Raw genomic sequence first — 21,983 nt, 5'->3', positions numbered from 1 at the left:
GTTCCCGTGACAAAAGGCCTATGCGCGGAGACGCCGTCTTTCCGGGTATGGTTGCGAGTGACGCCCACGATGTCCCCGACGTCGATCTCGCCTTCGCGGACAACGAGTACCTGCCGGCGGTCGCCCAGGACGCCGAGTCGGGCGATGTCCTGATGCTTGCCTACGTCACGCGGGAGGCACTCGACCGGACCCGCGAGACCGGCCTGGCACACTATTACTCCCGGAGTCGTGAGGAACTCTGGCAGAAGGGCGAAACGAGCGGGAACGTCCAGCACGTCGAGGAGATCCGGGTCGACTGCGACGGCGACGCACTGCTGTATCTGATCGAACAGGACGGCGGGGCCTGTCACACCGGTTTCCGATCGTGCTTCCACCGGACGATCGACGGCGAGGTCGTCGGCGAACGGGTCTTCGATCCCGATGATGTCTACGAATGAGCACGCAATCGACTGACCCGGGCGAGGGGGACGAACCGTCCGTCGAGACGCTTGTGACGGCGCTTCAGCGGGCGGCGACGGCCCACGAGGAGGCACGTGATCGCGTCGAGGCGGCCGGTGAGAACCGACTGCAGCAACTCCGGGAGCACTACGAGGAGATGGCCGGTCTCCTGGACCGCTACGAGGCGCAGGTCACCAGTGACGGCGAGACGGACGTCGACATGGAGGCGTTCATCGAGTTCCAGGAGGAGATCGCCAGGTTCGTCGAGACCCTCCCGGAGGACATCGATCATCGCGAGGCCTTCGAGACCGTCGACGAGACGATGCACCAGAAGTGGCTCAAGAGCGCGGACTTCGAGACGGCGCGTGCGGCTCTGGAGCCCATCGGGGACCTCGTCGAACGCCTCGAGGAGCGCGAGCGGACGCTCGAACGATACCGCGAGGCCCGCCACGACGTGGCCGTTCGCGAACGCGAACTGGCGGCTCGCATTGCGGAACTCGAGGACCTGGTCGCACTCGGCGACGCTGATCTCGACGCGCCCGTCGAGACCCTTCGCGAGCCGATCGAGGCGTACAATCAGGCTATCGCCGAGGCGTTCGACCGCCGCAAACACGAGGATTCGGCCCGGGAACTGCTGGCGTTCGCCGAGACGACGGCGGCCTATCCGCTGGTCAACTATCGACTGCCACCCGAGGATCTGGTCGCGTACGTCACGGACAGCGAGGCCGGCACGGAACCGATCCCGACGCTGCTCGAATACGCTGATTACTCCGTCTCGAAACTCGAACACTACGTCCCCGACGCCAGACGGCTCAAGCGCAACGTCGCCACCCACCAGACGTACCTTCGGCGGCTCGATTCCGGCCCGCTCGAGGTCTCCTGGCCGCCACCCGCCGCCGAGGAACTCCGATGGCGCTGTCGGGAACTGATCGCCCTCGTGGGTCGGATCGCACCCGAGGCGGTAGTCACCAAACTCCGGACGGTCCGGGGGCTGGCGCGGACGAGCGACTACGAGCGGCTGCGCGAGAGTATCCGCGCCCGCGAGCAACTCACCGACGCGGAGCGCGATCGTCTCGCACGGGGGGACGTCGAGGCCGAACTGGCTGCGTTGGGAGACGAACGTGACCAGCTTACTGCGGCTCTTGAGGCGCATCCCGAGCGCTGAGGGCCGCTCGACGGCGACAGTGTAGTCTTATGATCCCTCCGGTTGTACCGGCGGTCATGCGACAACGACACGAGTGGTTCGGCCCCGACGCGTTGGCCACGCTGTATCGGACGTATCTCGTCGGCTCGCTGGTGGTGACGATGGGTATTCCGATCGCCGTGACAGCCCTCGCCGAAGACATCCCCTGGTACGTTCCTGCCGGGCTGGCTGGCCTGACGATCGGTCTGCTTGCGTTCATCTGGTGGTGGTCGGCCGCGTACGCCCGGTCGGTCGGCTTCCGGCTGACTGACGACGAGATCGAGTCCCGCGGCGGCGTCTGGTGGCACAGCCAGTCGACCGTCCCCTATTCGCGGATCACGAACGCCGAGACCAAACAGGGACCGATCACCCGCCGCTTTGGCGTCGGCAGCGTCGCCATTCAGACCGCCGGGCAAGGCGCACAGAGTACGGCCGAACTGACAATACAGGGGGTCGCCGACTACGAGGAACTCCGTGAACAGATTCTCGAATCCGTCCGGGAGGGGGGACCCGAACCGGAGGGGACTGGCGGCACCACACATACCGGGACGGCCGACGAAGCGACCCTGGATGCGCTCCTCGATGAGGTGCGGGCCATTCGCGAGCGACTCGAGTGACGGTTCCCGGGCGGTCAACTGGCACCTCCGTCGGATTCCGATGGCTATTACCCCCGCCGTCACGCACGCACGGATATGACTCAGGCGCTCATCGACGCGTTACGCGATGCCGACGCCGTCCGTTACGGCGAGTTCGAACTCTCACACGGCGGGACGAGCGAGTACTACGTCGACAAGTACGTCTTCGAGACCGATCCCACCTGTCTCGGATTGATCGCCGAGGCGTTCGCCGAGGCACTCGACGGGCGGAAACTCGCCGGCGTCGCGCTGGGCGCGGTCCCGCTGGTGGCCGTCACCAGCGCCGAGACCGATACGCCCTACGTGATCGTCCGCAAGCAACAGAAGGAGTACGGGACGGGCAACCTCATCGAGGGCGAACTCGACGACGGCGAGGAGGTCGTCGTCTTAGAGGACATCGCCACCACCGGCCAGAGTGCGATCGACGCCGTCGAGGCGCTTCGGGAGGCTGGCGCAGTTGTCGACCGCGTGCTGGTCGTCGTGGACCGCCAGGAGGGGGCTCGTGAAAATCTGGCCGAGCACGACATCGAACTCGAATCGCTGGTGACTGCCGAGGAACTGCTCGCGGATGTCGACGGCGAGGCCTGACGCCCCCTGACGGCCCGTCACCCCCCGATTCACCCGTGAGTGTTCCGACGATCCTGTATAGATCGCGCCTTGTTACTATCGAAATATTCACGGTCGGGACGTGACAGTGGACATGTATGAAGCGTCTCGAAAAGACCACCCTCCAGTTGCGGGCCGTCTCGGTGCTCCGGCGGCTGAAGGCGAGTCGGACCTACGACGAACTCGCCGCCGAGACCGGGCTGTCGGCAAGCGATCTCAACCGGTACGTCAACGGCCACGTCCTGCCGGGCGTCGAGCGTGCCGGGGAGATCGTCGAGGACCTCGGCCGCACGACCCTCGCCGCCGAGATCGAATCCCGTATCGAACGGAACGAAGACGGATACGTGGATAATACTGACGTGGTTTTCGACCAGCCGCTGCTCGACCTCGTCGCCGGCGTGGCCGCCGAGACGTTCGACTTCGAGCGCCCCGACGCGGTGCTCACGGCCGCGACTGACGGCATCACGATCGCGGGGGCGATGGCCCGTCATTTCGACGTCCCGGTCGTCTACGCGAAGAAGTCCCGCGAGACCGGCGTTTCGGAGTTTATCGATGCCCGCCAGCGACTCACACCCGGCATCGAGATCACCTACTCGTTGCCAGCAAGCGCCCTCGATGCCGGTGACGACGTCTTGCTCGTCGATGACTTCGTCCGCTCGGGGTCCACCCAACAGCTCCTGCTCGATCTCGCGGACCGTGCCGGCGCAGTGGTTTCCAGCGTGTTCACGCTGATCGCCGTCGGCGAGGACGGCCTCGATACCGTCCGCGAGTCGACTGGGGCCCCTGTCGTCGCGTTCACGAGGCTACCCGAAGCCAGCGAACCCGATATGTATCCACGAACGTGAATACTTGTTCCGTAACTATATAAAGCATTAAGTCGTCGCTGTGCAAGGTAGTCGAATGTGTTAGATACATGGCGGTAACAGACACACTCGCCGATTACTTCGAGTTCGAGGAGCACGGCACCGACCTCCGGACGGAGATCATCGCGGGGATTACGACGTTTCTGGCGATGTCGTATATCATCGTCGTGAATCCTGCGGTACTCTCAGAAGCAATCAGCGTAGGGGAGAACACGTTCCAGATGCTGGCTGTCGTGACGATCATCGCGTCCGTCGCAGCCATGCTCGTCATGGCCTTTTACGCCAATTTACCGTTCGGCCTGGCGCCAGGAATGGGCTTGAACGCGTTTTTCGTGGTGGTTGTCACACAACTGGAAATCCCCTGGGAGACGGCACTCGCTGCTGTCCTTATTGAAGGCCTCCTGTTTATTGGGCTGACGGCAGTCGGGGCTCGAGAGTATGTTATCAAACTGTTTCCGGAACCGATCAAACTCGCCATCGGGGCGGGTATCGGGTTGTTTCTTGCACTGCTGGGGCTCGAACAGATGCGGGTCATCACCCAGACGGAGACGATCAATCCGCTGATCGGCACTGATCCGATCGCTATCCTCGCCGTCGCCGGCATCATTGTCACTTTCGCGCTGTGGGCCCGCGATATCCAGGGATCGATCGTTCTTGGGATTCTGTCCACCAGCGTCGCGGCATACGTCGTCTCTGCGCTTGGCGTCATGCCGGCAGGCAACGGCGGTGAGGACGTCCTCCTCGTTGAAACGGCGACGCTTGCGCCGGGTCTCGACAACATTGCCTTTGACTTCGCGGCCTTCGATATCTCACCGCTCGCCTTCGCGTTCGTCGACGGGCTACAGAACGTTGAGGGGCTGGCGTTTGCACTCGTGATATTCACGTTCTTCTTCGTTGACTTTTTCGACACTGCCGGGACACTGACTGGTCTTGGCCATGCTGCCGACTTGACTGACGAGTCGGGGAACCTCCCCGAGATGAACAAGCCGCTGATGGCTGACGCCGTCGGGACAACGGTCGGCGGCATATTGGGTACCTCCACCGTTACGACCTACATCGAATCCTCGACCGGGATCGGCGAGGGGGGTCGAACGGGTATGACGGCATTGGTGGTTGCCGGGCTGTTCCTCATTACGCTGCCGGTCGTGCCGCTGCTCGATGTGATCCCGTCGTTCGCACCGTACATCGCGCTGGTCGTCGTCGCGGTGATGATGCTCCAAAACATCACAGATATCAACTGGGGCGACACGGTCCACGCCGTCCCTGCCGGCCTGACCATCATCATCATGCCGCTGACCCAGAGCATCGCCTACGGTATCGCTGCCGGGCTTCTCACGTACCCGATCGTCGCCTTCGCTGCTGATCGGCGTGAAGAGGTCCATCCCGCTCAGTGGATCATGGCACTGGTCTGTATCGGGTACTTCGCCGTTCGCTTCCGCGTCCTCGTCTGACCGGGACGGGAACGGGCTCGAATCGAGACTCGACATTGGAGACACGGGAGAGAACAACCGACACCGACGGTCTCTTTTATTTCCCGCTTGTTGGATGGGACATGTCGAACCTCGAACTCTACGAACTGGACGGCTGTCCGTTCTGTGCGAAAGTCACGAAGAAACTCGACGACCTCGACCTCGAATACGAGTCCCACATGGTTCCCGCCGCAAAGAGCGCCCGCGACGAAGTCGAGGCAGTCAGCGGTCAGCGCGGCGTCCCCGTTCTGGTCGACAACGACAACGGGGTCGAAGGGATGCCCGAGAGCGACGACATCGTCGACTATCTCGAAGAAACGTACGGCAGCGGCGCGTGAACCGCCTCGGCCTGTTGCGCCTGTCGATCGGGTTTTCATGACGGTTTTCGACCGGGGTGACGAGTAGCCACAAGCCAGACTCATACATTTCTATTGGATGACATTTTTGCGATGTGTCTTCGTTCTCATTAGAGAGATCGACCGACTCCGGCGGTAACCTTTACAACCGGCGGCATGGAACCACATGATATCTGAATGAGTGAGGACAACTCGGCCGACGGTCCGGCGGTTGGTGAGGCAGTGTTCGTCGTTCTCACGGTCGTCGCCGTTGTCCTCTCGGCCGCGTTCCTGCCTGTCTTCGATGTTTTCGACATGCTCGGCGGGGCCGATCTCTCGGAGAGCATTGGTGGCGGTCAAGGGGGCGGTTCGGGCGGTGCCACGACGCCCGCCGACAGCGGTGAGGATACTCCGCTTGCGGAATCCGGGGCCGGTTCGCCCGTCGGCTCCGGCCTCAGTCTCTCCCAATCGCCGTCGGAGCTCCCGGTCGCCGGCGGTCGGGATCCGGACGATGGGCTCGAAAAGACCCCGCTGTTCGTCGTCAATTCGTCCCGGGACACCTACTGGCGCCAGACGGCGTACATGGGCTATACGGGCACCGGCTGGACCCGATCGGTCGAGACCCGGCCGGTCGAGGCCGGCATTCCGTACGACAATCGAACGGTCGATGGCCGCACGTTCGACTATCGGATCGAACTGCTGACCCGGGCGGGGTCGTTGCCGACGGCCTGGCAGCCAGACACGGTGACTCTCTCGAACGCGTCGACGGCTGGCCGTCTCGAAGCGTCGACTGTCGGTGGCATCACCAGCACACAGCCCTTGCCGTCGGGGACCACCTACGAGGCCCGGAGTGCCACGCCGCCCGATGATCCGTCGACACTGCGGGCTGCCGGGCGGTCGTACCCGGGCTCCATCATTGAGACGTACACCCAACTGCCGGCCGAGACGCCCGATCGGGTCGAATCGTTCACCCGGCGGTTGACGGCCGATTCGCGGACACCCTATGACGCCGCGAGGACTGTCCGTGACTGGCTTCGGACGAACAAAGCCTATTCGCTGAACACCTCGATCGATACTGACGAACCCATCGCCGACCAGTTCCTCTTCGAGGTCGAGAAGGGCTACTGTCAGCATTTCGCGACGACGATGGTGGTCATGCTCCGGAGCCAGGGGATTCCGGCGCGATACGCCGTCGGGTTCGCCGGCGGGGAGCAGGTCAACGAGAACCAGTATCTCGTCACCAGCGACAGGGGCCACGCGTGGGTCGAAGTCTACTTCCCCGACGTCGGCTGGGTGACGTTCGAACCCACGGCGTCGGGTGACCTCCCCGTCGACATCCCCCAGCCACCCTACAACATTTCGCTGAACCGGTCGGCCGTGGCCGGGGCACCGGTTTCCGTCACCGTCGAGAAAAACGACAGTAGCGTCGTCGGCGCGCCGGTATTCGTGGCAGGCGACCACGTCGGCTGGACGGATTCGGACGGGCGGATCACGACCCGATTGCCGTACGTCCGGAACGTGACGATCGTGGCACGACCGCCGGGGTCGGGAACCAAGTACGACGATCGGGACGACGAGCAGCGTGTCGCGGTCGGCTCCCGGCGTGCGCCCGGGCCATCCCCGGTGGGATCGTCACCGGTGGCCGCGATGTCCACCCGATCCTCCCTCGATCCCCGCCCGGGGTCCGTGGCCCAGTTCGGACTGATGTCCGGTCTCCAGGGATCGAGACGCCAGACTGAGGACGGCCGCAACGAGTCCGCGGAGACATACTTTGCCGAAACCAACGGGACGATCGCCGTCCTCGACGACCAGCCGGTCAGCGACGCGGCTCTGCTCTCGGTCACGGTCGAGGACGTCCCGGTCAGGAATGCGACGGTATCAGTTGACGGAACGGGTGTCGGAGCGACCAACGCGACTGGCCACTTTGAACTCCCCGTCGCGTCGCTTTCGCCGGGCGACTACCGTGTCACTGCGACTCGCGGAGCCGTTGGCGCGAACACCACGATCATTGTCGCCGAACCGTCCCGAACCCCCGAGCCGACGACACCCGAGCCGACGGACAGCCAGGCGATCTCCCTCTCGGTGTCCCCGTCCCTGGGGATCCCGCTTCCATTCGGTCCGGCGACGGTCACGGCCACCCGACAGGGCGAGCCGATCGCCGACGTTCCGGTTTCAGTCAGCCCATCGTCTGCCGATAGGGCCGCCGACTCGACGCCAGTGGGCCGCACGGATGACAACGGCACGCTCGGGGTGACGTTCCCGATCGCCGATTCGGTCACCGTCGCCGGCGTTGGCCCGGGGGGATCGACCGCCGAAACGACGGTTCGCGGGCTCTATGCGAATGCCGTCGGCGGCGGTACCGCGCTCGTTTCGACCGTCGTGGCGGTGCTCGTCGGCCTGCATCTCCGTGGCCACTCGTTGCAGTCGATCTGGACCCGTATCGTCTCCCTTTCGCGGTTCGGTGTGGATGCGCTCCTTCGGCTCTCGGCTGCTATCGTCAGCGCCGCCCAGTCCCTCGGGACAACTCTCAGACAGGCCCTCACGGCCTTTCGGTCGCTGTCAGTGCTTCACCCGGAGACCTGGCGGCGGCTGTTGTGGCTCCTCGACCCGCGACGACTGCTCGCGTGGCTTCGGGGGCTCTTCCGGCGCGTCGGGTCACAGGCAGAGACCGGCGAGGAGTCGGCTCGGGCCGCCGGTGCGGCGACGACCGAAGACGGGACCGACGACGAGGTGCGTGCACCGCCGGGATTGCGGGCCCTCTGGCGGCAGTTCGTCTCGCTGGTCCGGCCGTCGCGACCGTCGACACGGACTCCCGGGGAGATCGGCCGGCGTGCGGTCGCGCGGGGATTGCCCGAGCGGCCGGTGCGATATCTGACGGCGTTGTATCGACGGGCGGAGTACGGTGGCGAGCAGCCGGATCAGTCCCGTATCGAACGCGCTCGGGACGCACTCGACTCGATTCGGGCGGGTGAGGACGAATGACATCCGGTACGCGGATCGCCGTCGGGTTCGGTGCCCTCCTGGCGCTTGGGTTTGCCGTCCTGATCGGCTACGCCCCGGAGGCGTTACCTCCTGCCGTCCAGCAGGCCGTCCAGACCGCCATCGGGGACCTCGACCCGTCGTTTTTCCTCGTGGCTGTCGGGGTGATGGTCGGCATCCTCGGGCTGTTTTCGTCGTGGTCCTGGCGGACGACGACGCGATCGGCCCGGCTCGTCGACGCTGACGTCGAGACGCCCGACCGTGATGTCCGGCTGGCGGGTGCCGCGCTCACTCAGCAGTTCGAGGCGTGGCGTGACGGTGCGGCGTCGCTCTCCGGGGGCTCACTCGACGGGCCACTTCGGGACGTCCTCCTTGACGTCTACGCCGCCGAGTTCGGCGACCGTGAGACGGCAATCGAGTATGTCGATCGCGGCGAGTGGACCGGGGACCCGCTCGCGGCCGCGATGCTCACGGAGACGGACGAGGTCGATTATCCGCTGGTCCATCGGCTGTACGCGTGGCTATACCCGGGCCGGGCCTACGAGCGCCGGGCCCGTCGAACGTTGCGGGCTGTCGAGGCTGCCTGTGCCCAGCGGTATTCGGACTACGATCCGCCGGACCGGTCTTCGAGCCGGCTCGAACGGCTTCAGTCGGTGGTTTCCGGCAGGGGTGAGGACGAATGAGGGTCGAACGCTTCCGGAGTATGCGAGCGTATGCGATCATACTGATCGCTGCCGGGATCGTGACGGCGACGCCCATGCTGGTGATCGCCGCGACGCTCCCGCTCGTGTTCGTCCTCCAGGGTGCCGTTGCCCGCAGTCCCTCGGTGGAGCAGGTTCGCGTCCGGCGTGACCTCGACCCGGAGACGCCGCTGCCCGGCCAACCGGTCGAGGTAACCCTCACGGTGGAGAACGTCGGCGACGGGGCGATCCCCGATCTCCGGTTCGTCGACGGCGTCCCGGACGAACTCGGCGTCACGGCGGGATCACCCATCGGTGGCGGGTCGCTTCGGTCCGGGGCGAGTCTCTCACAAACCTATACACTCGTCGCCGACAGGGGTGTCTACCAGTTTGACCCGGTTACCCTCCGGGCACGCAACCTCAGCGGGACTCGCCGCTCGACTGAAACCGTCGAGCCGTCCGGCGAGGATCGCTTCGAGTGTCGTGTCGCGATCGAGGACGTGCCGATCCGTCAGGACACCACCGCGTATGCCGGCCAACTGGCGACCGACACCGGCGGCCCGGGGATCGAGTTCTACGCGACACGCGAGTACCAGCCCGGCGACCCGGTCAAACGGATCGACTGGAACCAGTACGCCAGGACCGGCTCGCTCTCGACGGTGGAGTATCGCGAGCAACGTGTTGCACACATCGCGGTGATCACTGACAGCCGGCCGCCCGCCCACGTTGCGGCCACACAGACACAGCCGACCGGCGCGACGCTGTCGGCGTATGCCGCGACGCTCGCCGTCGAGGTGCTCGCCGGCGAGGGGCATCACGTCTCGGCGGGTGCGCTCGGGATCGCCGATCCGGAAACGGGGACGGGGCCGCCCGCGTGGGTCGGCGTCGAGGAACGCGCGTCGTTTGCCGCCCACGCCGGGGCAGTGTTCAACGCCGCCGCGACGGGGACGAAGACGACCGACCAACGGGCGACCGCGGCCGATGCCGGGGCGGCCGGGACCGACCAGCCGACGGCGGCTGCCGACGGGGGCCGGCAGTTTCAACGCCTCCGGGCACAGCTCCCGGCCGGCGCGCAGGTGCTGTTGTGTTCGCCGGTCACCGACGACGCCGTTGTCGACCTCGTCGAACAGCTCCGGGCCGAGGACCATGCGGTCACGGTGCTCTCGCCCCAGACGGCTCCCGGGACGGTCGGCGGTCGGGTCGCCGCCGTCGAGCGGGCTGGCCGGATCGATCAACTCCGCATGCTCGGGGCGGCCGTCGTCGATTGGTCACGCGAAGAGAAACTCCCGATCGCGCTGGCACGAACGCTCGAAACGGGGGTGCGGTGATGGCGGGGTCCGGAACGACCCGCATTGCGACGCTGGTGATGGGGCTTTCGGTCAGTGCCGGTGTGTGGTTACTGGTGGGAGCCGGTGGCTCGATGCGGGCAACGGCGGTGTCCGCGCTCGCCGGTGGCACACTCGGTATTGCGGTCCTTCTCAGCGCTGGTGAGACGCCACTTCGACGGGCTGTTTCGACCCTGTTCGTCCCCGTGACGGCCGTCCTGCTGGTCGGCGGGTTCGGCCTGGCGATATTCGATGGAGTACTGGGCACTCTTGGGGACGGGTTTCGTGTCCCTGTCGTCGGTCGTGCGCTGCTTGCTCACGTCGGTGTGGCCGTCGCTGCCAGTGCTGGTACCTTTGGAGTCCTCGGAACGATCACCGACGGCATCGGGGACGGTGCCGTCGCACGGTTCTGGAAGACTGCCATCACCACCGAGATCGTCCTCGTCGCGGCGCTGGGACTGCTGGTTGCCCTCCGGTTCGACGCGCTCGACCTGCCGACCGGCGACCTGTCGGCGGCCGCCGATCCGTTCCTGCGGCCGGCCGATCCGCGGGTCGCGCTGGTTACCTTCTGGCTCATCGTTGCCGGCGGCCTCGTGATGGGCCGTCGAACGCTGTCGGCCCTGCCGCTGGTCGAACTCGCCGGTCGGTCGAGCCGGCCGCAACTCGAAACGGGTCTCGACCGTGCCGACTCGGTGCTTCGATCGGCGACGGTAGCCGTGGTCGCGGTGACGTTCCTCAGTGCTCTCGGCTTTGCAACCGACCCGGATGCGGGTGTCTTTGCGATGGAGTCGATTCAGCCGGTGCTTTCAGTGCTGGAGAATCAGCCGCTTCGTCGGGCGCTCGTTGCCGTCACGCTCGCGCTCGGGGCGATCGTCCTCGTCGTCGGTGGGCTCCAGCGGGTGACTGGTAGCGTGACCGGCCTGTTGCGGCGGCTCATCCCGTCGATCCTCGGCGGGGTCGTCGTGATCGTGGCCGCCTGGTTCGCCTCGCCGTTCGTGGCGGGCCTGCTCGCCGACGTGCCGGCGACGTATCGCCCGTCGGCTGCCTCCCTACTCGACGCCCTGACACCGGCCGGGGCGTTGCTCGCTGCCGTCGCCGTCGCCGTGTTCCTCCTGGCTGTCCTGCTTGCAATGTTGGTCGGTGCCGGCGGCGTCAGTTACGTTCCGGCCCGCAACGGTGGGGGGGCGATCGCCAGTGCCGGCCTCGCCGTGGGGACGATCCTGGTCGGCGTCGCCGGTGGCGGGCCGGTCGTCGTCTTCGCCGGCGTGGCACTGTCGATCGTCGCCTGGAACGCGAGCGAACGCGGTGTGACGACGCGTGCCGAACTCGGGGCCCGGGGCGCGCTTCACCTCGACGTGGTTCACACCGTCGCCGCGCTTTCGGTTGCCCTCCCCGGGATGGCCGTCGCGTGGCTGTTGTATTCGAATACGCTTTCGGATCTCGCTGTGCCCGGGGGGACGCTCGTCGGCGTCCTCGCGACGCTTGCCGCCTCGCTCGTGTTGCTCGTCGCACTTCGTGGCTAATCCTCGGCCTGGGCCGTCGCGCCGGGGACGTCGACGTTATCGAGGATGTCAGCCACGACGTTGCTCGCCTCGACATCGCGGATGCCGGCTTCGGCGGTCAACACCAGTCGATGCGTCATGACCGCGGGGGCGATGGCCTTGACGTCATCGGGGGCGACGTACGTCCGTCCCGCGACCAGCGCCCGTGCCCGGGCGGCCTCGAAGAACCGCTGGATGCCACGCGGGGAGACCCCGACGTCGACACGTGGGTCCTCCCGACTTCTCCGTGCCAGATCGACGAGGTACTCACGCACGTTTGTCTTCATGTCGACGTGTTCCGGGAGCGATCGGAGCTGTGTGACTTCCTCCGCAGTGACGACTGACTCGACGGTCGGCATCATCGCGGTCCGGCCCGCCCGTCGGTCGATGAGTTCGAGTTCGCCCGCCCGGTCGGGATAGCCCATCGACGTTTTGACGACGAAACGGTCCCGCTGGGCTTCGGGTAACTGGAAGGTGCCCTCCTGTTCGATCGGGTTCTGGGTCGCGATCACAAAAAACGGCTCCGGGAGGTCGTAGGTCTCCCCGCCGACGGTCACCTGTCCCTCGTCCATGGCTTCCAGTAGCGCCGACTGGGTTTTCGGCGGGGCGCGGTTGATCTCGTCGGCCAGGACGATGTTCGCGAACACCGGGCCGCGCTGGAAGCGAAACTCGCCCTCGTGTTCGTCATAGACGTGAGTGCCGGTGATGTCGCTCGGCAGGAGGTCGGGCGTGAACTGGATCCGGTTGTACGTCAGGTCGAGCGCGTCGCCGAGCGCAACGGCTGTCAGTGTCTTGCCGGTCCCCGGCACGTCTTCGAGCAGGACGTGCCCACGGGCGAGCAGTCCAGTCACGACCGTCTCCAGGAACTCCCGTTCGACGATGACAGCACTCCCGATCCGGTCGATGACGGCGTCGATCGCCTCGGTCGCCTCTTCGGCACGCAAGGAAGTACCCATTCGCCTATCGCTATAGCCGATCGGCCCTTATGTGTACCGACCGTTTGTCCGCGTTCGGGAACGGCGATGCGCTCGATTCAGAGATACTCGAAGTCCTGCTCGCTCGTCGAGAAGCCCACGCGGTCGTGCGCCCAGTCGAACGTCGACTCGGCTCGCTTTTCCTGGAGGAACTCGACGATCGTCTCGCCGACATCCCCACCGTAGAGGTTCGGCCCGGTCTGGATCTCCTCGCGGACGGTGTCGGTCTCGGCGACGTACTCGATCATGTCGGTGACGAACTCGCCGTCGATCGGCGGCACCAGGAGGTTCGTCTTCGCCTCGAAGACTGTCTCCGGGCGGTCGGTGTTGAACCGCGCCGTCAGGCAGATCGCCTCGTCGATGTAGTTGAGTTCCTCCTGCATGCTGCCCGAGTCGGTGAACTCCGCGAAACACTGCCCGGAGGTGAGAAACTCGTAGACGTGGGCGTGTTTCTTCCAGAGGCCGGTAAAGAGGAAGTTCTCCCGGTTCTCGGCGAGCTCCAGCAGCTTCTCGCGGTAGCCGTACTCTTTGAGGGCCTGTTCGGTCGCGGTCAGCTCGACGAAGTTGACGTTGTAGCCGGCCTCGACCAGGCCGATGACGCCCTCGACGATGGCTTCGAAGCGGTCGGGCAGGAGGTTCGCCCGGCGGTGGATGTCCACCCGGATCCAGTCGTCGCGTTCCTCCAGGACGGGATAGATGTCGAAGATGCTCTCTTCGAGATCGGCATCGCGCTTCATCTCGATGGCGTCGACGACGCTGTTGCCGACGACGGGGATGCGCTCCTGTCCGTCGACTTCTGCGGGGTAGCCCTCGTTTTGGAGGTGCTCGCGATTGAGTTCGACGGGGGCGAACTGGTAGATCGAGCCCGCCGAGCCGACGAAGGTGTCGTACTGCTCGGGGAAGGGTTCGGCGCGGTTGATCGACCACTCGCCGTTCCATTGGGCCTCAACGAAGGCTTCGGGATCGGCGTGGCTCTCGAAGTCCGGCGACATCCCCCGGAGGCCCGCCTCGTTGTGGGCGACGGCCTGGTTCGTGGCGAACAACCACGCCTGCGGGACGATGCCGGCGGCGTGGGTGTCGCCGTGGACGATCGGCAAGACTGTCGTGTCGGGCCACTTCTCGGCGAGGTGGTCGGTCAGTTCGTCGATCCGACGGTGGACCTGGGCCGTCTTCTCTGAGAGACTGCCACGGATCGAGAGGTCGACGGCGACGCGATCCTCGATGCCGTACTCGGCGAGGCCGTGGCCGAGGACGTCGTCGTAGTGCTGGCCGGTGTGGAGGACGAACGTGGGCACGCCGGCCTCGCGGGCGGCCGTCACGACGGGGGCCTGTTTGTAGAAGTCTGGTTTGGTCGCCGTCACGACCGCGAGGACGAACTCCCCCGCGTCCATCTGGCGGGCGAGGCGATCGTCGTAGATCGTCAGGTCGCCGGGCATACGACCCTCTGGGAGGACCAGGGGGTAGTGCGTTCCGGTTCTCGGTAGGGACGAAGAGAAATCGCCGGTTCAGGCAGGCTTCTCGCTGCGTTCGCGGATCAACTCCCGCAGTTCCTCGGCCACCTCGATGTCGTCCATCTCCTCCTCCTCGACGAGGGCCGTCCCTTCCAGGGACTCACGGGTGGCGCGCTCGACGACGTAGACCGATCGGGCACCCGTGACCCGGCCGACCGACGCCATGATCCGGGCGCGCTTTCTGGCGGCCTCGTTGAGTTCCGAGTGACCCGTGAGCATGCGATCGGCCTCGCCGTCGTCTTCGTCTTCGCTGACGGTCTTGAACGGTGCCCGGTTCGTCGGATGGACGTCGAACCCGACGCGAGTCAGCACTGTCACGAGCTGTTCGTCGTCGGGATCGACCTCCGGTTCGTCTGGCATCGAGTCGTCCTCCCGGACGTCCTCGCCCTCCTCAAGGACGTTGACCGGTGAGGTGAGTGGCTTATCGAAGAGGTCATCGAGTGCGGCCGCAACCTCGACGCTGGCGTCCATCCCGTTCTCGTACTTCGAGACGGTCCGTCGGGAGACGCCGAGTTCGTTGGCGAGCTTGCCCAGGCTCCAGTCGCGCTCCTCGCGGGCGTCGGCGAGGATGTCGCTGTCGATGTTGACGTACAGCCCGCCTGGGGCCGCATAGATGAGCGGCGGGACCTCTTCTACGAAGTAGTCCATGGCCGTGTTCGGGCTGAAGACGGGCACACCATGGCGGAAGTACACGACGCCCGGCTTGAGCTCCTCGTCACGTGTCCGGAGGCCGATCACCAGCGGGGTCGCCTCCAGATACTCCCCGAGGCGTCGCATCTCAGCGCCGGTGTGGCCGTCGAAGGCGTCGATGTTGCCGAGGATCTTCACCAGGATGGTGTCCTCCCCCCGGCGAGCCGCGATGTCGAAACTCTTCGGTCGAATCGCACACCGGTCGCTGACGAGGAATCCCGCGTCCTCCAGCATGGCGATGACGTTACCGACCAGTGCCGACCGTGACATAAGTTTGCTACTGTATGTAATGTGATCCTGCTATAAATGCGTTCCGCCGGCTCGTAACGCCGTCTTTGCCCGTTTTTCCTCTTTGAACTAGAGTTGCTCGACGGGCTTGCCGTGGTGGGCGGCCCGCCCGTCCCCCCCCTGGAGTCGAAACCCGTTAGTTCGCCCGTGAGGTACGATCGGCCGTGACAGTCATCGGTATCGACGACACGGACTCCCGGACGGCGGGGATGTGTACGACCTACCTCGCCGCCCGGACCGCCGATCGACTGGCGGCTGACTGGGCGCTCCGGCGGCGGGTACTCGTCCGGCTGAATCCCGCTGTCGAGCACAAGACACGAGGGAACGCCGCACTCGCGATCCACACCGATGCACCCGTCGATGCCGCCCGGGAAGTCGTCCGCGACGAACTCCCGCTGGCCGAGACTGACGACCCACGCACGAACCCCGGCGTCGTCCTCACGAGTGAGTCGGCGGCTGAGGTCCCGGAAGCCGTTGGCGACTTCGCTCGCGACGCCGTCCGGGACTTTCACGACGTCGCCGACGCCCGCGCCCTGATCGACCGGCTTGAGTACGACACCCTGGAGGCGGGCAACGGCCGCGGGCTGATCGGTGCGCTCGCGGCGCTCGGGGCCTGGCGGGCGTTCGACGAATGGACGTACGAGCATATTTCTTATCGCGAGGTGGACCGCCGGGGGACACCCCGCGAGGTCGACGCCGAATCCGTCTTCGCGGCCGCCGAAGCGGGCTATCCCGACGCCTGGGACACCGTCGACCGCGACGAGGGCGAACTCGTCTGCGTTCCCCACGCGCCGGGGCCGATCCTCCACGGCATCCGCGGTGACGACGCCGACGTCGTCCGCGAGGTCGCCGCCGACATCGAGAGTGAATCCATCGAGCGAACCGCCCTGTTCGTCACCAACCAGGGGACCGACGCCCACCTGCGCAAGGGGGCAGTCGAGACCGTTCGGGACGGCCGGGCTTACCGGGTGACCGGAACCGTAACCGAACCGCCCGAGACCCGCGAGGGCGGCCACGTCTTCCTCACGATCGCTGGAGAAGGTGGCGAGGACCTGCCTTGCGCCGCCTTCGAGCCGACCAAACGCTTTCGCGACCGCGTTCGCGCGCTTCGGGTCGGCGACCGCGTCACCGTCTGTGGCGAGGTCGGCGACGGCACGCTCAAACTCGAGAAGTTCGCCGTCCGTGATCTCGTCGAGACTGAGCGCGTCACGCCAACATGCCCCGACTGCGGTCGGACGATGGAGAGCGCCGGTCGGGGACAGGGCTATCGCTGCCGGGACTGTGGCACGACGGCCGCCGGGAAAGCCGAGCGTGAAATCGACCGCGAGCTGGAGGTGGGATGGTACGAGGTCCCGCCGTGTGCCCGCCGACACATCGCCAAACCGCTCGTCAGGGGCGGGTACGACGCGCCCGTCCATCCCGAGCGGTGACCGATAGCGGACGCCAATCCATCCGCTCTCGTCTCGACCCCATCCGATGTGGTTTTCCGCGTCGACGGCGTCTCTCCGTGTATGAACGCAGATTCGCCGTCGATTCGCCGCCGAACGACGACACGGAACCCGGTGAGTTTCCCATGAGCGGGAAGGACAAGTACTACAACCGGGCCAAACAGCAGGGCTATCGCGCCCGTTCGGCGTTCAAACTCCGGCAACTCGACGAGACGGCCGACTTACTGGGTGCGGAGCGGACCGTGGTCGACCTGGGCGCGGCCCCCGGTGGCTGGCTCCAGGTCGCCGCCGAGCGCCTCGGTGACGGCGGCCGCGTCGTCGGCGTCGACCGCCAGCGCATCGACCCGCTGGAGGATCCTGACGTTCCCGTCGAGACGATCCGCGGCGACATCACCGACGAATCGACGGTCGAAGCCATCACCGACGCCGTTGGCGAGGCCAACCTCGTGCTCTCGGACATGGCCCCGAACGTCACCGGCGAGTACGACCTCGATCACGCCCGGTCGGTCCACCTCGCCCGCCAGGCGTTCGAGGTGTCTCTGGACGTTCTCGGGGCCGGCGGCGACCTCGTCGTGAAGGTCTTCGACGGTCGTGATCTGGATGACTTGAAAAGCGACATCGAGGGAGAGTTCGAGTACGTCCGGGAGGTCCGGCCCGATGCCTCGCGGGATTCCTCCTCGGAACTTTATCTCGTGGCCAAACATCACCTGACAGCCCCCGTCCGGGAGGGCGATACGGTCGAGGTCGAGATCGTCGATACCGGCGAGGAGGGCGACGGGATCGCGAAGGTCGAGGGATTCACGCTGTTCGTCGCCGGTGTCGAGGAGGGCGAGACGGTCACGGTTCGCGTCGACGACGTCAAGCCCCAGTACGGGTTCGCCCAACCCGTTCAGTAACTTTAACTGAGCAGGTATTTTTTAAATTTTCATGGAGAGATCCGCTCTTTCGCGGAGACAACTCCTCCAGGGGTTCGGCGTCTCGGTCCCCTTGGCTCTCAGTGGCTGTTCGACCTCGGGCGACGAGACCGACGCGAAGACGGAGAAGCTACGCCTGAACGAACTCATCATAGAGAACCTCGAGGAAGGGACGCCACACACGATCGAGGTCGTGGTTTCGATCAACGGTGGGATCCGGTACTGGGACACCCATCAGCTTGCAGGGAGGCCCGCCGGGGAGGACGTTTCTCAGGAAGACGCTGGCGAGAACTACACGACTCTGGACGTGGCCCTTCCCGACGAACCGATCACGTTCACGGTCAGCGCCCGCGTCGATAGCGAGCGGACGGGACGAACGTCGTCCGCGAACGGGATCGAGTGGAACAAACTCGACCACCCTGACGAGAACATGCCATGCGTTAACGTACGGGTGCGGATCACGCCGAGCGGCGAATTGGTCGTTCGGAGCTACGAAACGGACTGTGGGACAGAAGACGGACAATCCACGCAGGGGGCCAGTTGACGACAGAAACGAACTCCTGAGCGGAGTTGTCGACGTGACACGTCCACGGGGACAGCTCCCGTCGAGTGAATGTGCGATCAAACCGACCGATTTGAAGACCCCCCGGTCCCTCTATGGAGGTATGCGTATCGCCGTCATCGCCGACATGCATGGGAACAAAGTGGCACTGGAGGCCGTCGCGGGGGACATGCCCGAGGTCGACGCCGTCGTCTGTGCGGGGGACGTGGTCGGGTACAATCCCTGGCCCGGGTTCTGCGTCGACTGGATCCGCGAGCGCGACGTGCCGACGGTCAGGGGGAATCACGACCGGGCGGTCGCCACAGGTGAGTACCCAGGCTTCAACGACATGGCGGCGGCCGGCGTCGAACACGCACGCGAGCAACTCTCGGATGGACAACGGGAATGGCTCGGGGCATTGCCGACCGAACGGATGCTGTTCGACGGCCGGGTGAAGATGGTCCACGGCCATCCGGACAACCCCGATCATTACACCCATCCTTCCGAGTTCAGTCCGGGGCTGCTCGGCGAGGAGGACGTCCTGGTGCTCGGTCACACGCACGTCCAGAGCCACGAGAAATACGGCGACGGCATCGTCCTGAATCCTGGCAGCGTCGGCCAGCCACGCGACGGCGATCCGGGCGCGGCCTACGCACTGGTCGATCTCGACGCGATGACCGTCGAGCAGCGTCGTGTGCGCTACGACGTCGGCGCGGTGATGGACGCCGTTGAGGAGGCCGGGCTCCCGCGGCGGGTCGGGACGCGCCTCTCACGCGGGCAGTGACAGCTGTCACCGGCGGTTGTGACGTTATTCCTCGGCGATAGTCGCTGCCGTCCGCTTGCCGCCGGCGATCCGACCCACGATCCCGGCTCGACTCATGAAACTCGCACAGATCTCGATCCCGTCCGGAAGCGAGAGTTCGTCCAGCGCAGCCCACGATCGATCGTATGCCGGCATCCCTGGCCGGAGGACGGCCGCGTCAAGCACCGTGGCCGCCGCGCCGGTGACGGTCTCGAACTCCTCGGCCGCTCGTCGTCCGATGACCGCGGGGTCGGCGTCTAAGAACTCCGAATCGCCGCTCCCGACGTAGGACGTGAACACGCCATCGCGGCCGAGCATGCTGTGATTCCAGGTACTGCCGTCCGTTTTGAATCCGTCGTCGATGATGTGAAAGCCATGGCCCGTGCCGTCGAAGTCCGAATGGAGGTGGACGACGCCGATCGGGTTGTAGGCGAACTGACTGACCGTCCCGGCGGCCTCGCTGTCGACGTCTTCGAGCAGCGCAGCGGTCGTCGGGGCCGGCGTGGTGAACACGACGGTCTCGGCCCGCTCGGTCCCGTCCTCGGTGTGGACGAGATAGTCTTCGCCGTCCCGCTCGACACCGGTCACGGGAGTTTCGAGGTCGATCGATTCGGCGTGGGCGTCGTACATCGCCTCCGGGAGTGTCTGGAGGCCGTCCTCGAAGGAGACGATCGGCGGGGTCTCGGTGCCCTGGAGCAACTTCTTCAGCATGAACACAAGCAGGCTCCCCTCGACGCCGAAGCGATCGAGCGCCTTGCCAAGGGAGTACTCGACGTACATGTCGTCGGCGTCCGTGCCGTAGAGACCGCTGTACAGCGGGCCCGCGAACCGGGTCGCGACTTCGTGCCCGAACTTCCGGGTGAGGTACGCCTCGACGGTCTCGTTCGGCTTTGCCCCGCCAGTCAGCGGTTCGAGCAGGACGCGGGCCTTGCCGCGCCAGGAGAGCAGGTCAGTCGTGATCGCGTCCCGGACTGACAGTGGCATCCGGCGGAGCTGTCCGTCGTCGTAGGCAAAGAGGGGCTGGTCGTCGTCGCCGAAGCGCAATTCGTCACGAAGATCGAGCGTCTCGACCAGCGATTCGACGGGTTTCGAGAGTCGGAGTCGCTGCGGTCCCCGTTCGAGGACGTGGCCCTCGACGGTCGTCGACCGGACGATACCGCCCGGCTCGTCCGAGGCCTCGAAGGTCCTGACCTCGGCCCCTTGCTCCGCGAGAAAGTGCGTCGTCGAGAGTCCGGACATCCCGGCCCCGATGACGGCGACCGTCATGGGGTATCCCTGCCGGGCGTCTCCGGCGACGACAGCGTGCGCATGGAATCGTCGGTCATACCTTGCAGCTACGGGCTGGTGGTATTAATCCCCATGGAAGGCTTTTGACCAGGCCGCCTCATCAACCGTGTTCGAGTGGCTCGACCAACTGCCAGACGTCCGTCTCGGGATCCAGCCGGTGGGGTTCCGCGCCGCGTTCCGTCAGGATGCCCGCGTGGTAGCACATGGCTTTGAGTTGGAAGACCGTTGGCGCGTGATAGACACTGCCGTCCCTCAGTGCGGATTCTCTGAGTTCACCGTCTTCTGTGAGCACACGGGAGCGGGCCGAATCGCTCCCACGGATGAACAACTCGACGGTGAACGTCGGATGGTGGACGTGCAGCCAGGTGACCAGCTCGACGAGCGAGGGCTCGGGGATGCGGTCGTCGTGCATCGTCTGAAGCTCCTCGACGATGAGCTTCGTGGCCGGATACGACCACAGCACTCGCCTGGTGAGCTGGCCCCATTCGGGCGCGATTTCGACAAATCGCTTTCGGGAGCCCTGCCAGGCGTCGAACGCCACGAGCGCGTCTTCCACGGTCCCGTAGCGATGCCGGGCGAATCGCACGACTTCCCTGCCGAGCGGGGTGAGCGTGGTACCGTCGGGAGCCTCGTCGATCAGCCCCAGGAACGCCGCGCCCTGTCTGGCCCCGTCGGTGGCGCTGACCACGTATTCCCCAAGCACCTGATCGGTCGGGTCCGGATGATAGAGTGCGAGGGGATAGGCCAGGTAGTTTTTGGGATGGTTGAGGCTGAAGGATTTCTCGGCGACGCCCTGGGCCGTCGCCTGGAACCGGATCGCCGCCGCCTCGTCGACCGTTCGATTGCCGACGACGCGGGGCACTTCGAGTGGATCGACGGCCCCGCCACTATCGACGCCCAGGACGCCGACGTTGAGTTCGCGTGCAAGCGTCTGTGCGGAGTTGGAGATCGCCGGCTTCGGGGCGGCGACGTAGGCCGCGTTTGCCTCGCCGAGTCGATCGTACGCCTGGACGATCCCGCGCTCGACATCGACTGTCCGGCCTTCGGTGTCGCCTTTCGCCTCGATCGCGACCAGCGGCGGGTCGTCGCCGAGGCGCTCGATGGCGATCAGTTCCGTTTCGAGCTGTCGGACGCCGACCAGGTCGGGATACCCGGAGCCGATCTGGACGTGGTTGAACGGAGCTAGTTGCTCCCGAACGGCCGGCTCGATCGGCTCGCCGGCGAGCCACTCCTCGCTCGCGAACTGCGTGTCCACGACCGCGTAGGTATCTTCGGCCGTCGGTTCGGGGAACAGTCGCTGTTTCGCGTGAGCGAGCACCTGCGGCTCGGACAGCGCCGCTTTCGTGGCCATACTGCTCGCACGGACAACGGCGGCAAGAACCTTCGGCCCGGAAAGCGGTCCGACTGTCGCTCTGGGGACAGGGGTTCAGGGAGACGTCATTCTGTCAGTCCTCTCTGGCCAGGTAACCGCCGA

The 21,983-nt window shown here is 65.8% G+C and carries 20 protein-coding genes; 15 read left to right on the top strand and 5 right to left on the bottom strand.

The features are described 5' to 3' along the window. The first annotated feature begins 20 nt into the window (after window positions 1–20). From hisI to HBNXHr_RS13610, 11 genes are all read left to right on the top strand, one after another. Window positions 21–437 (top strand): phosphoribosyl-AMP cyclohydrolase, encoded by a 417-nt coding sequence (gene hisI, locus HBNXHr_RS13660; protein ID WP_275738086.1) that lies wholly within the window; start codon window positions 21–23, stop codon window positions 435–437. Then, window positions 434–1,603: a hypothetical protein gene (locus tag HBNXHr_RS13655; protein ID WP_275882569.1), complete on the top strand. Its 1,170-nt coding sequence runs from the start codon at window positions 434–436 to the stop codon at window positions 1,601–1,603. Before hisI ends, HBNXHr_RS13655 begins: the two co-directional genes overlap by 4 nt. Window positions 1,604–1,659: 56 nt before the next feature. Beyond that, on the top strand, window positions 1,660–2,238 hold the full coding sequence (locus HBNXHr_RS13650) for a PH domain-containing protein (protein ID WP_275882568.1): 579 nt from the start codon (window positions 1,660–1,662) through the stop codon (window positions 2,236–2,238). 75 nt (window positions 2,239–2,313) lie between these two features. After that, window positions 2,314–2,844, top strand: coding sequence for an orotate phosphoribosyltransferase (pyrE, locus tag HBNXHr_RS13645; RefSeq protein WP_275738080.1), 531 nt, complete (start codon window positions 2,314–2,316; stop codon window positions 2,842–2,844). 116 nt (window positions 2,845–2,960) lie between these two features. After that, window positions 2,961–3,707, top strand: a complete 747-nt coding sequence (locus HBNXHr_RS13640) for a phosphoribosyltransferase family protein (protein ID WP_275882567.1) — start codon at window positions 2,961–2,963, stop codon at window positions 3,705–3,707. A 68-nt stretch (window positions 3,708–3,775) separates the two neighbouring features. Continuing rightward, window positions 3,776–5,176 carry an NCS2 family permease gene (locus tag HBNXHr_RS13635; RefSeq protein ID WP_275738076.1) on the top strand — a complete coding sequence of 467 codons (1,401 nt, stop codon included), beginning with the start codon at window positions 3,776–3,778 and terminating at the stop codon, window positions 5,174–5,176. A 101-nt stretch (window positions 5,177–5,277) separates the two neighbouring features. Then, a complete protein-coding gene (locus HBNXHr_RS13630; RefSeq protein ID WP_275882566.1) occupies window positions 5,278–5,532 on the top strand; it encodes a glutathione S-transferase N-terminal domain-containing protein in 255 nt (84 codons plus the stop codon). Window positions 5,533–5,727: 195 nt separating this feature from the next. Further along, entirely contained in the window at window positions 5,728–8,511 is a 2,784-nt protein-coding gene (locus HBNXHr_RS13625; protein ID WP_275882565.1) for a transglutaminase domain-containing protein, read from the top strand. Further along, complete coding sequence (locus tag HBNXHr_RS13620) at window positions 8,508–9,191, top strand: hypothetical protein (RefSeq protein WP_275882564.1); 684 nt, start codon at window positions 8,508–8,510, stop codon at window positions 9,189–9,191. The genes HBNXHr_RS13625 and HBNXHr_RS13620 overlap by 4 nt, the downstream gene beginning before the upstream one ends. Further along, window positions 9,188–10,516, top strand: coding sequence for a DUF58 domain-containing protein (locus HBNXHr_RS13615; RefSeq protein ID WP_275882563.1), 1,329 nt, complete (start codon window positions 9,188–9,190; stop codon window positions 10,514–10,516). Before HBNXHr_RS13620 ends, HBNXHr_RS13615 begins: the two co-directional genes overlap by 4 nt. Continuing rightward, window positions 10,516–12,036: a hypothetical protein gene (locus HBNXHr_RS13610; protein ID WP_275882562.1), complete on the top strand. Its 1,521-nt coding sequence runs from the start codon at window positions 10,516–10,518 to the stop codon at window positions 12,034–12,036. Before HBNXHr_RS13615 ends, HBNXHr_RS13610 begins: the two co-directional genes overlap by 1 nt. Here HBNXHr_RS13610 and HBNXHr_RS13605 read toward each other — a convergent pair. The 3 genes from HBNXHr_RS13605 to HBNXHr_RS13595 all read right to left on the bottom strand — a co-directional run bounded on the left by HBNXHr_RS13605 (window position 12,033) and on the right by HBNXHr_RS13595 (window position 15,499). Beyond that, window positions 12,033–13,010, bottom strand: coding sequence for an AAA family ATPase (locus HBNXHr_RS13605; protein WP_275882561.1), 978 nt, complete (start codon window positions 13,008–13,010; stop codon window positions 12,033–12,035). The genes HBNXHr_RS13610 and HBNXHr_RS13605 overlap by 4 nt on opposite strands. 77 nt (window positions 13,011–13,087) lie before the next feature. Continuing rightward, window positions 13,088–14,464, bottom strand: coding sequence for a UDP-N-acetylglucosamine 2-epimerase (locus HBNXHr_RS13600; RefSeq protein ID WP_275882560.1), 1,377 nt, complete (start codon window positions 14,462–14,464; stop codon window positions 13,088–13,090). Window positions 14,465–14,533: 69 nt separating this feature from the next. Continuing rightward, window positions 14,534–15,499: a transcriptional regulator gene (locus HBNXHr_RS13595; protein WP_275882559.1), complete on the bottom strand. Its 966-nt coding sequence runs from the start codon at window positions 15,497–15,499 to the stop codon at window positions 14,534–14,536. 182 nt (window positions 15,500–15,681) lie between these two features. Between HBNXHr_RS13595 and HBNXHr_RS13590 the strand changes: the two genes are divergently transcribed. From HBNXHr_RS13590 to HBNXHr_RS13575, 4 genes are all read left to right on the top strand, one after another. Continuing rightward, a complete protein-coding gene (locus HBNXHr_RS13590) occupies window positions 15,682–16,947 on the top strand; it encodes a tRNA(Ile)(2)-agmatinylcytidine synthase (RefSeq protein WP_275882558.1) in 1,266 nt (421 codons plus the stop codon). 143 nt (window positions 16,948–17,090) lie between these two features. After that, window positions 17,091–17,861, top strand: coding sequence for a 23S rRNA (uridine(2552)-2'-O)-methyltransferase (locus tag HBNXHr_RS13585; RefSeq protein WP_275882557.1), 771 nt, complete (start codon window positions 17,091–17,093; stop codon window positions 17,859–17,861). 31 nt (window positions 17,862–17,892) lie between these two features. Further along, complete coding sequence (locus tag HBNXHr_RS13580) at window positions 17,893–18,423, top strand: hypothetical protein (protein ID WP_275882556.1); 531 nt, start codon at window positions 17,893–17,895, stop codon at window positions 18,421–18,423. Window positions 18,424–18,544: 121 nt separating this feature from the next. Further along, window positions 18,545–19,204 (top strand): metallophosphoesterase family protein, encoded by a 660-nt coding sequence (locus HBNXHr_RS13575; RefSeq protein ID WP_275882555.1) that lies wholly within the window; start codon window positions 18,545–18,547, stop codon window positions 19,202–19,204. 24 nt (window positions 19,205–19,228) lie between these two features. Here HBNXHr_RS13575 and hemG read toward each other — a convergent pair whose 3' ends face one another. Next, window positions 19,229–20,488, bottom strand: coding sequence for a protoporphyrinogen oxidase (gene hemG / locus HBNXHr_RS13570; RefSeq protein WP_275882554.1), 1,260 nt, complete (start codon window positions 20,486–20,488; stop codon window positions 19,229–19,231). A gap of 121 nt (window positions 20,489–20,609) precedes the next feature. Further along, on the bottom strand, window positions 20,610–21,860 hold the full coding sequence (locus tag HBNXHr_RS13565; RefSeq protein ID WP_275882553.1) for a hypothetical protein: 1,251 nt from the start codon (window positions 21,858–21,860) through the stop codon (window positions 20,610–20,612). Window positions 21,861–21,983 lie beyond the last annotated feature (123 nt).

The sequence above is a fragment of the Halorhabdus sp. BNX81 genome (genome assembly GCF_029229925.1).
GTDB lineage: Archaea > Halobacteriota > Halobacteria > Halobacteriales > Haloarculaceae > Halorhabdus.
The sequence above is the reverse complement of the archived record's forward strand: the minus strand, read 5'-3'. Positions and strand labels throughout refer to the sequence as shown.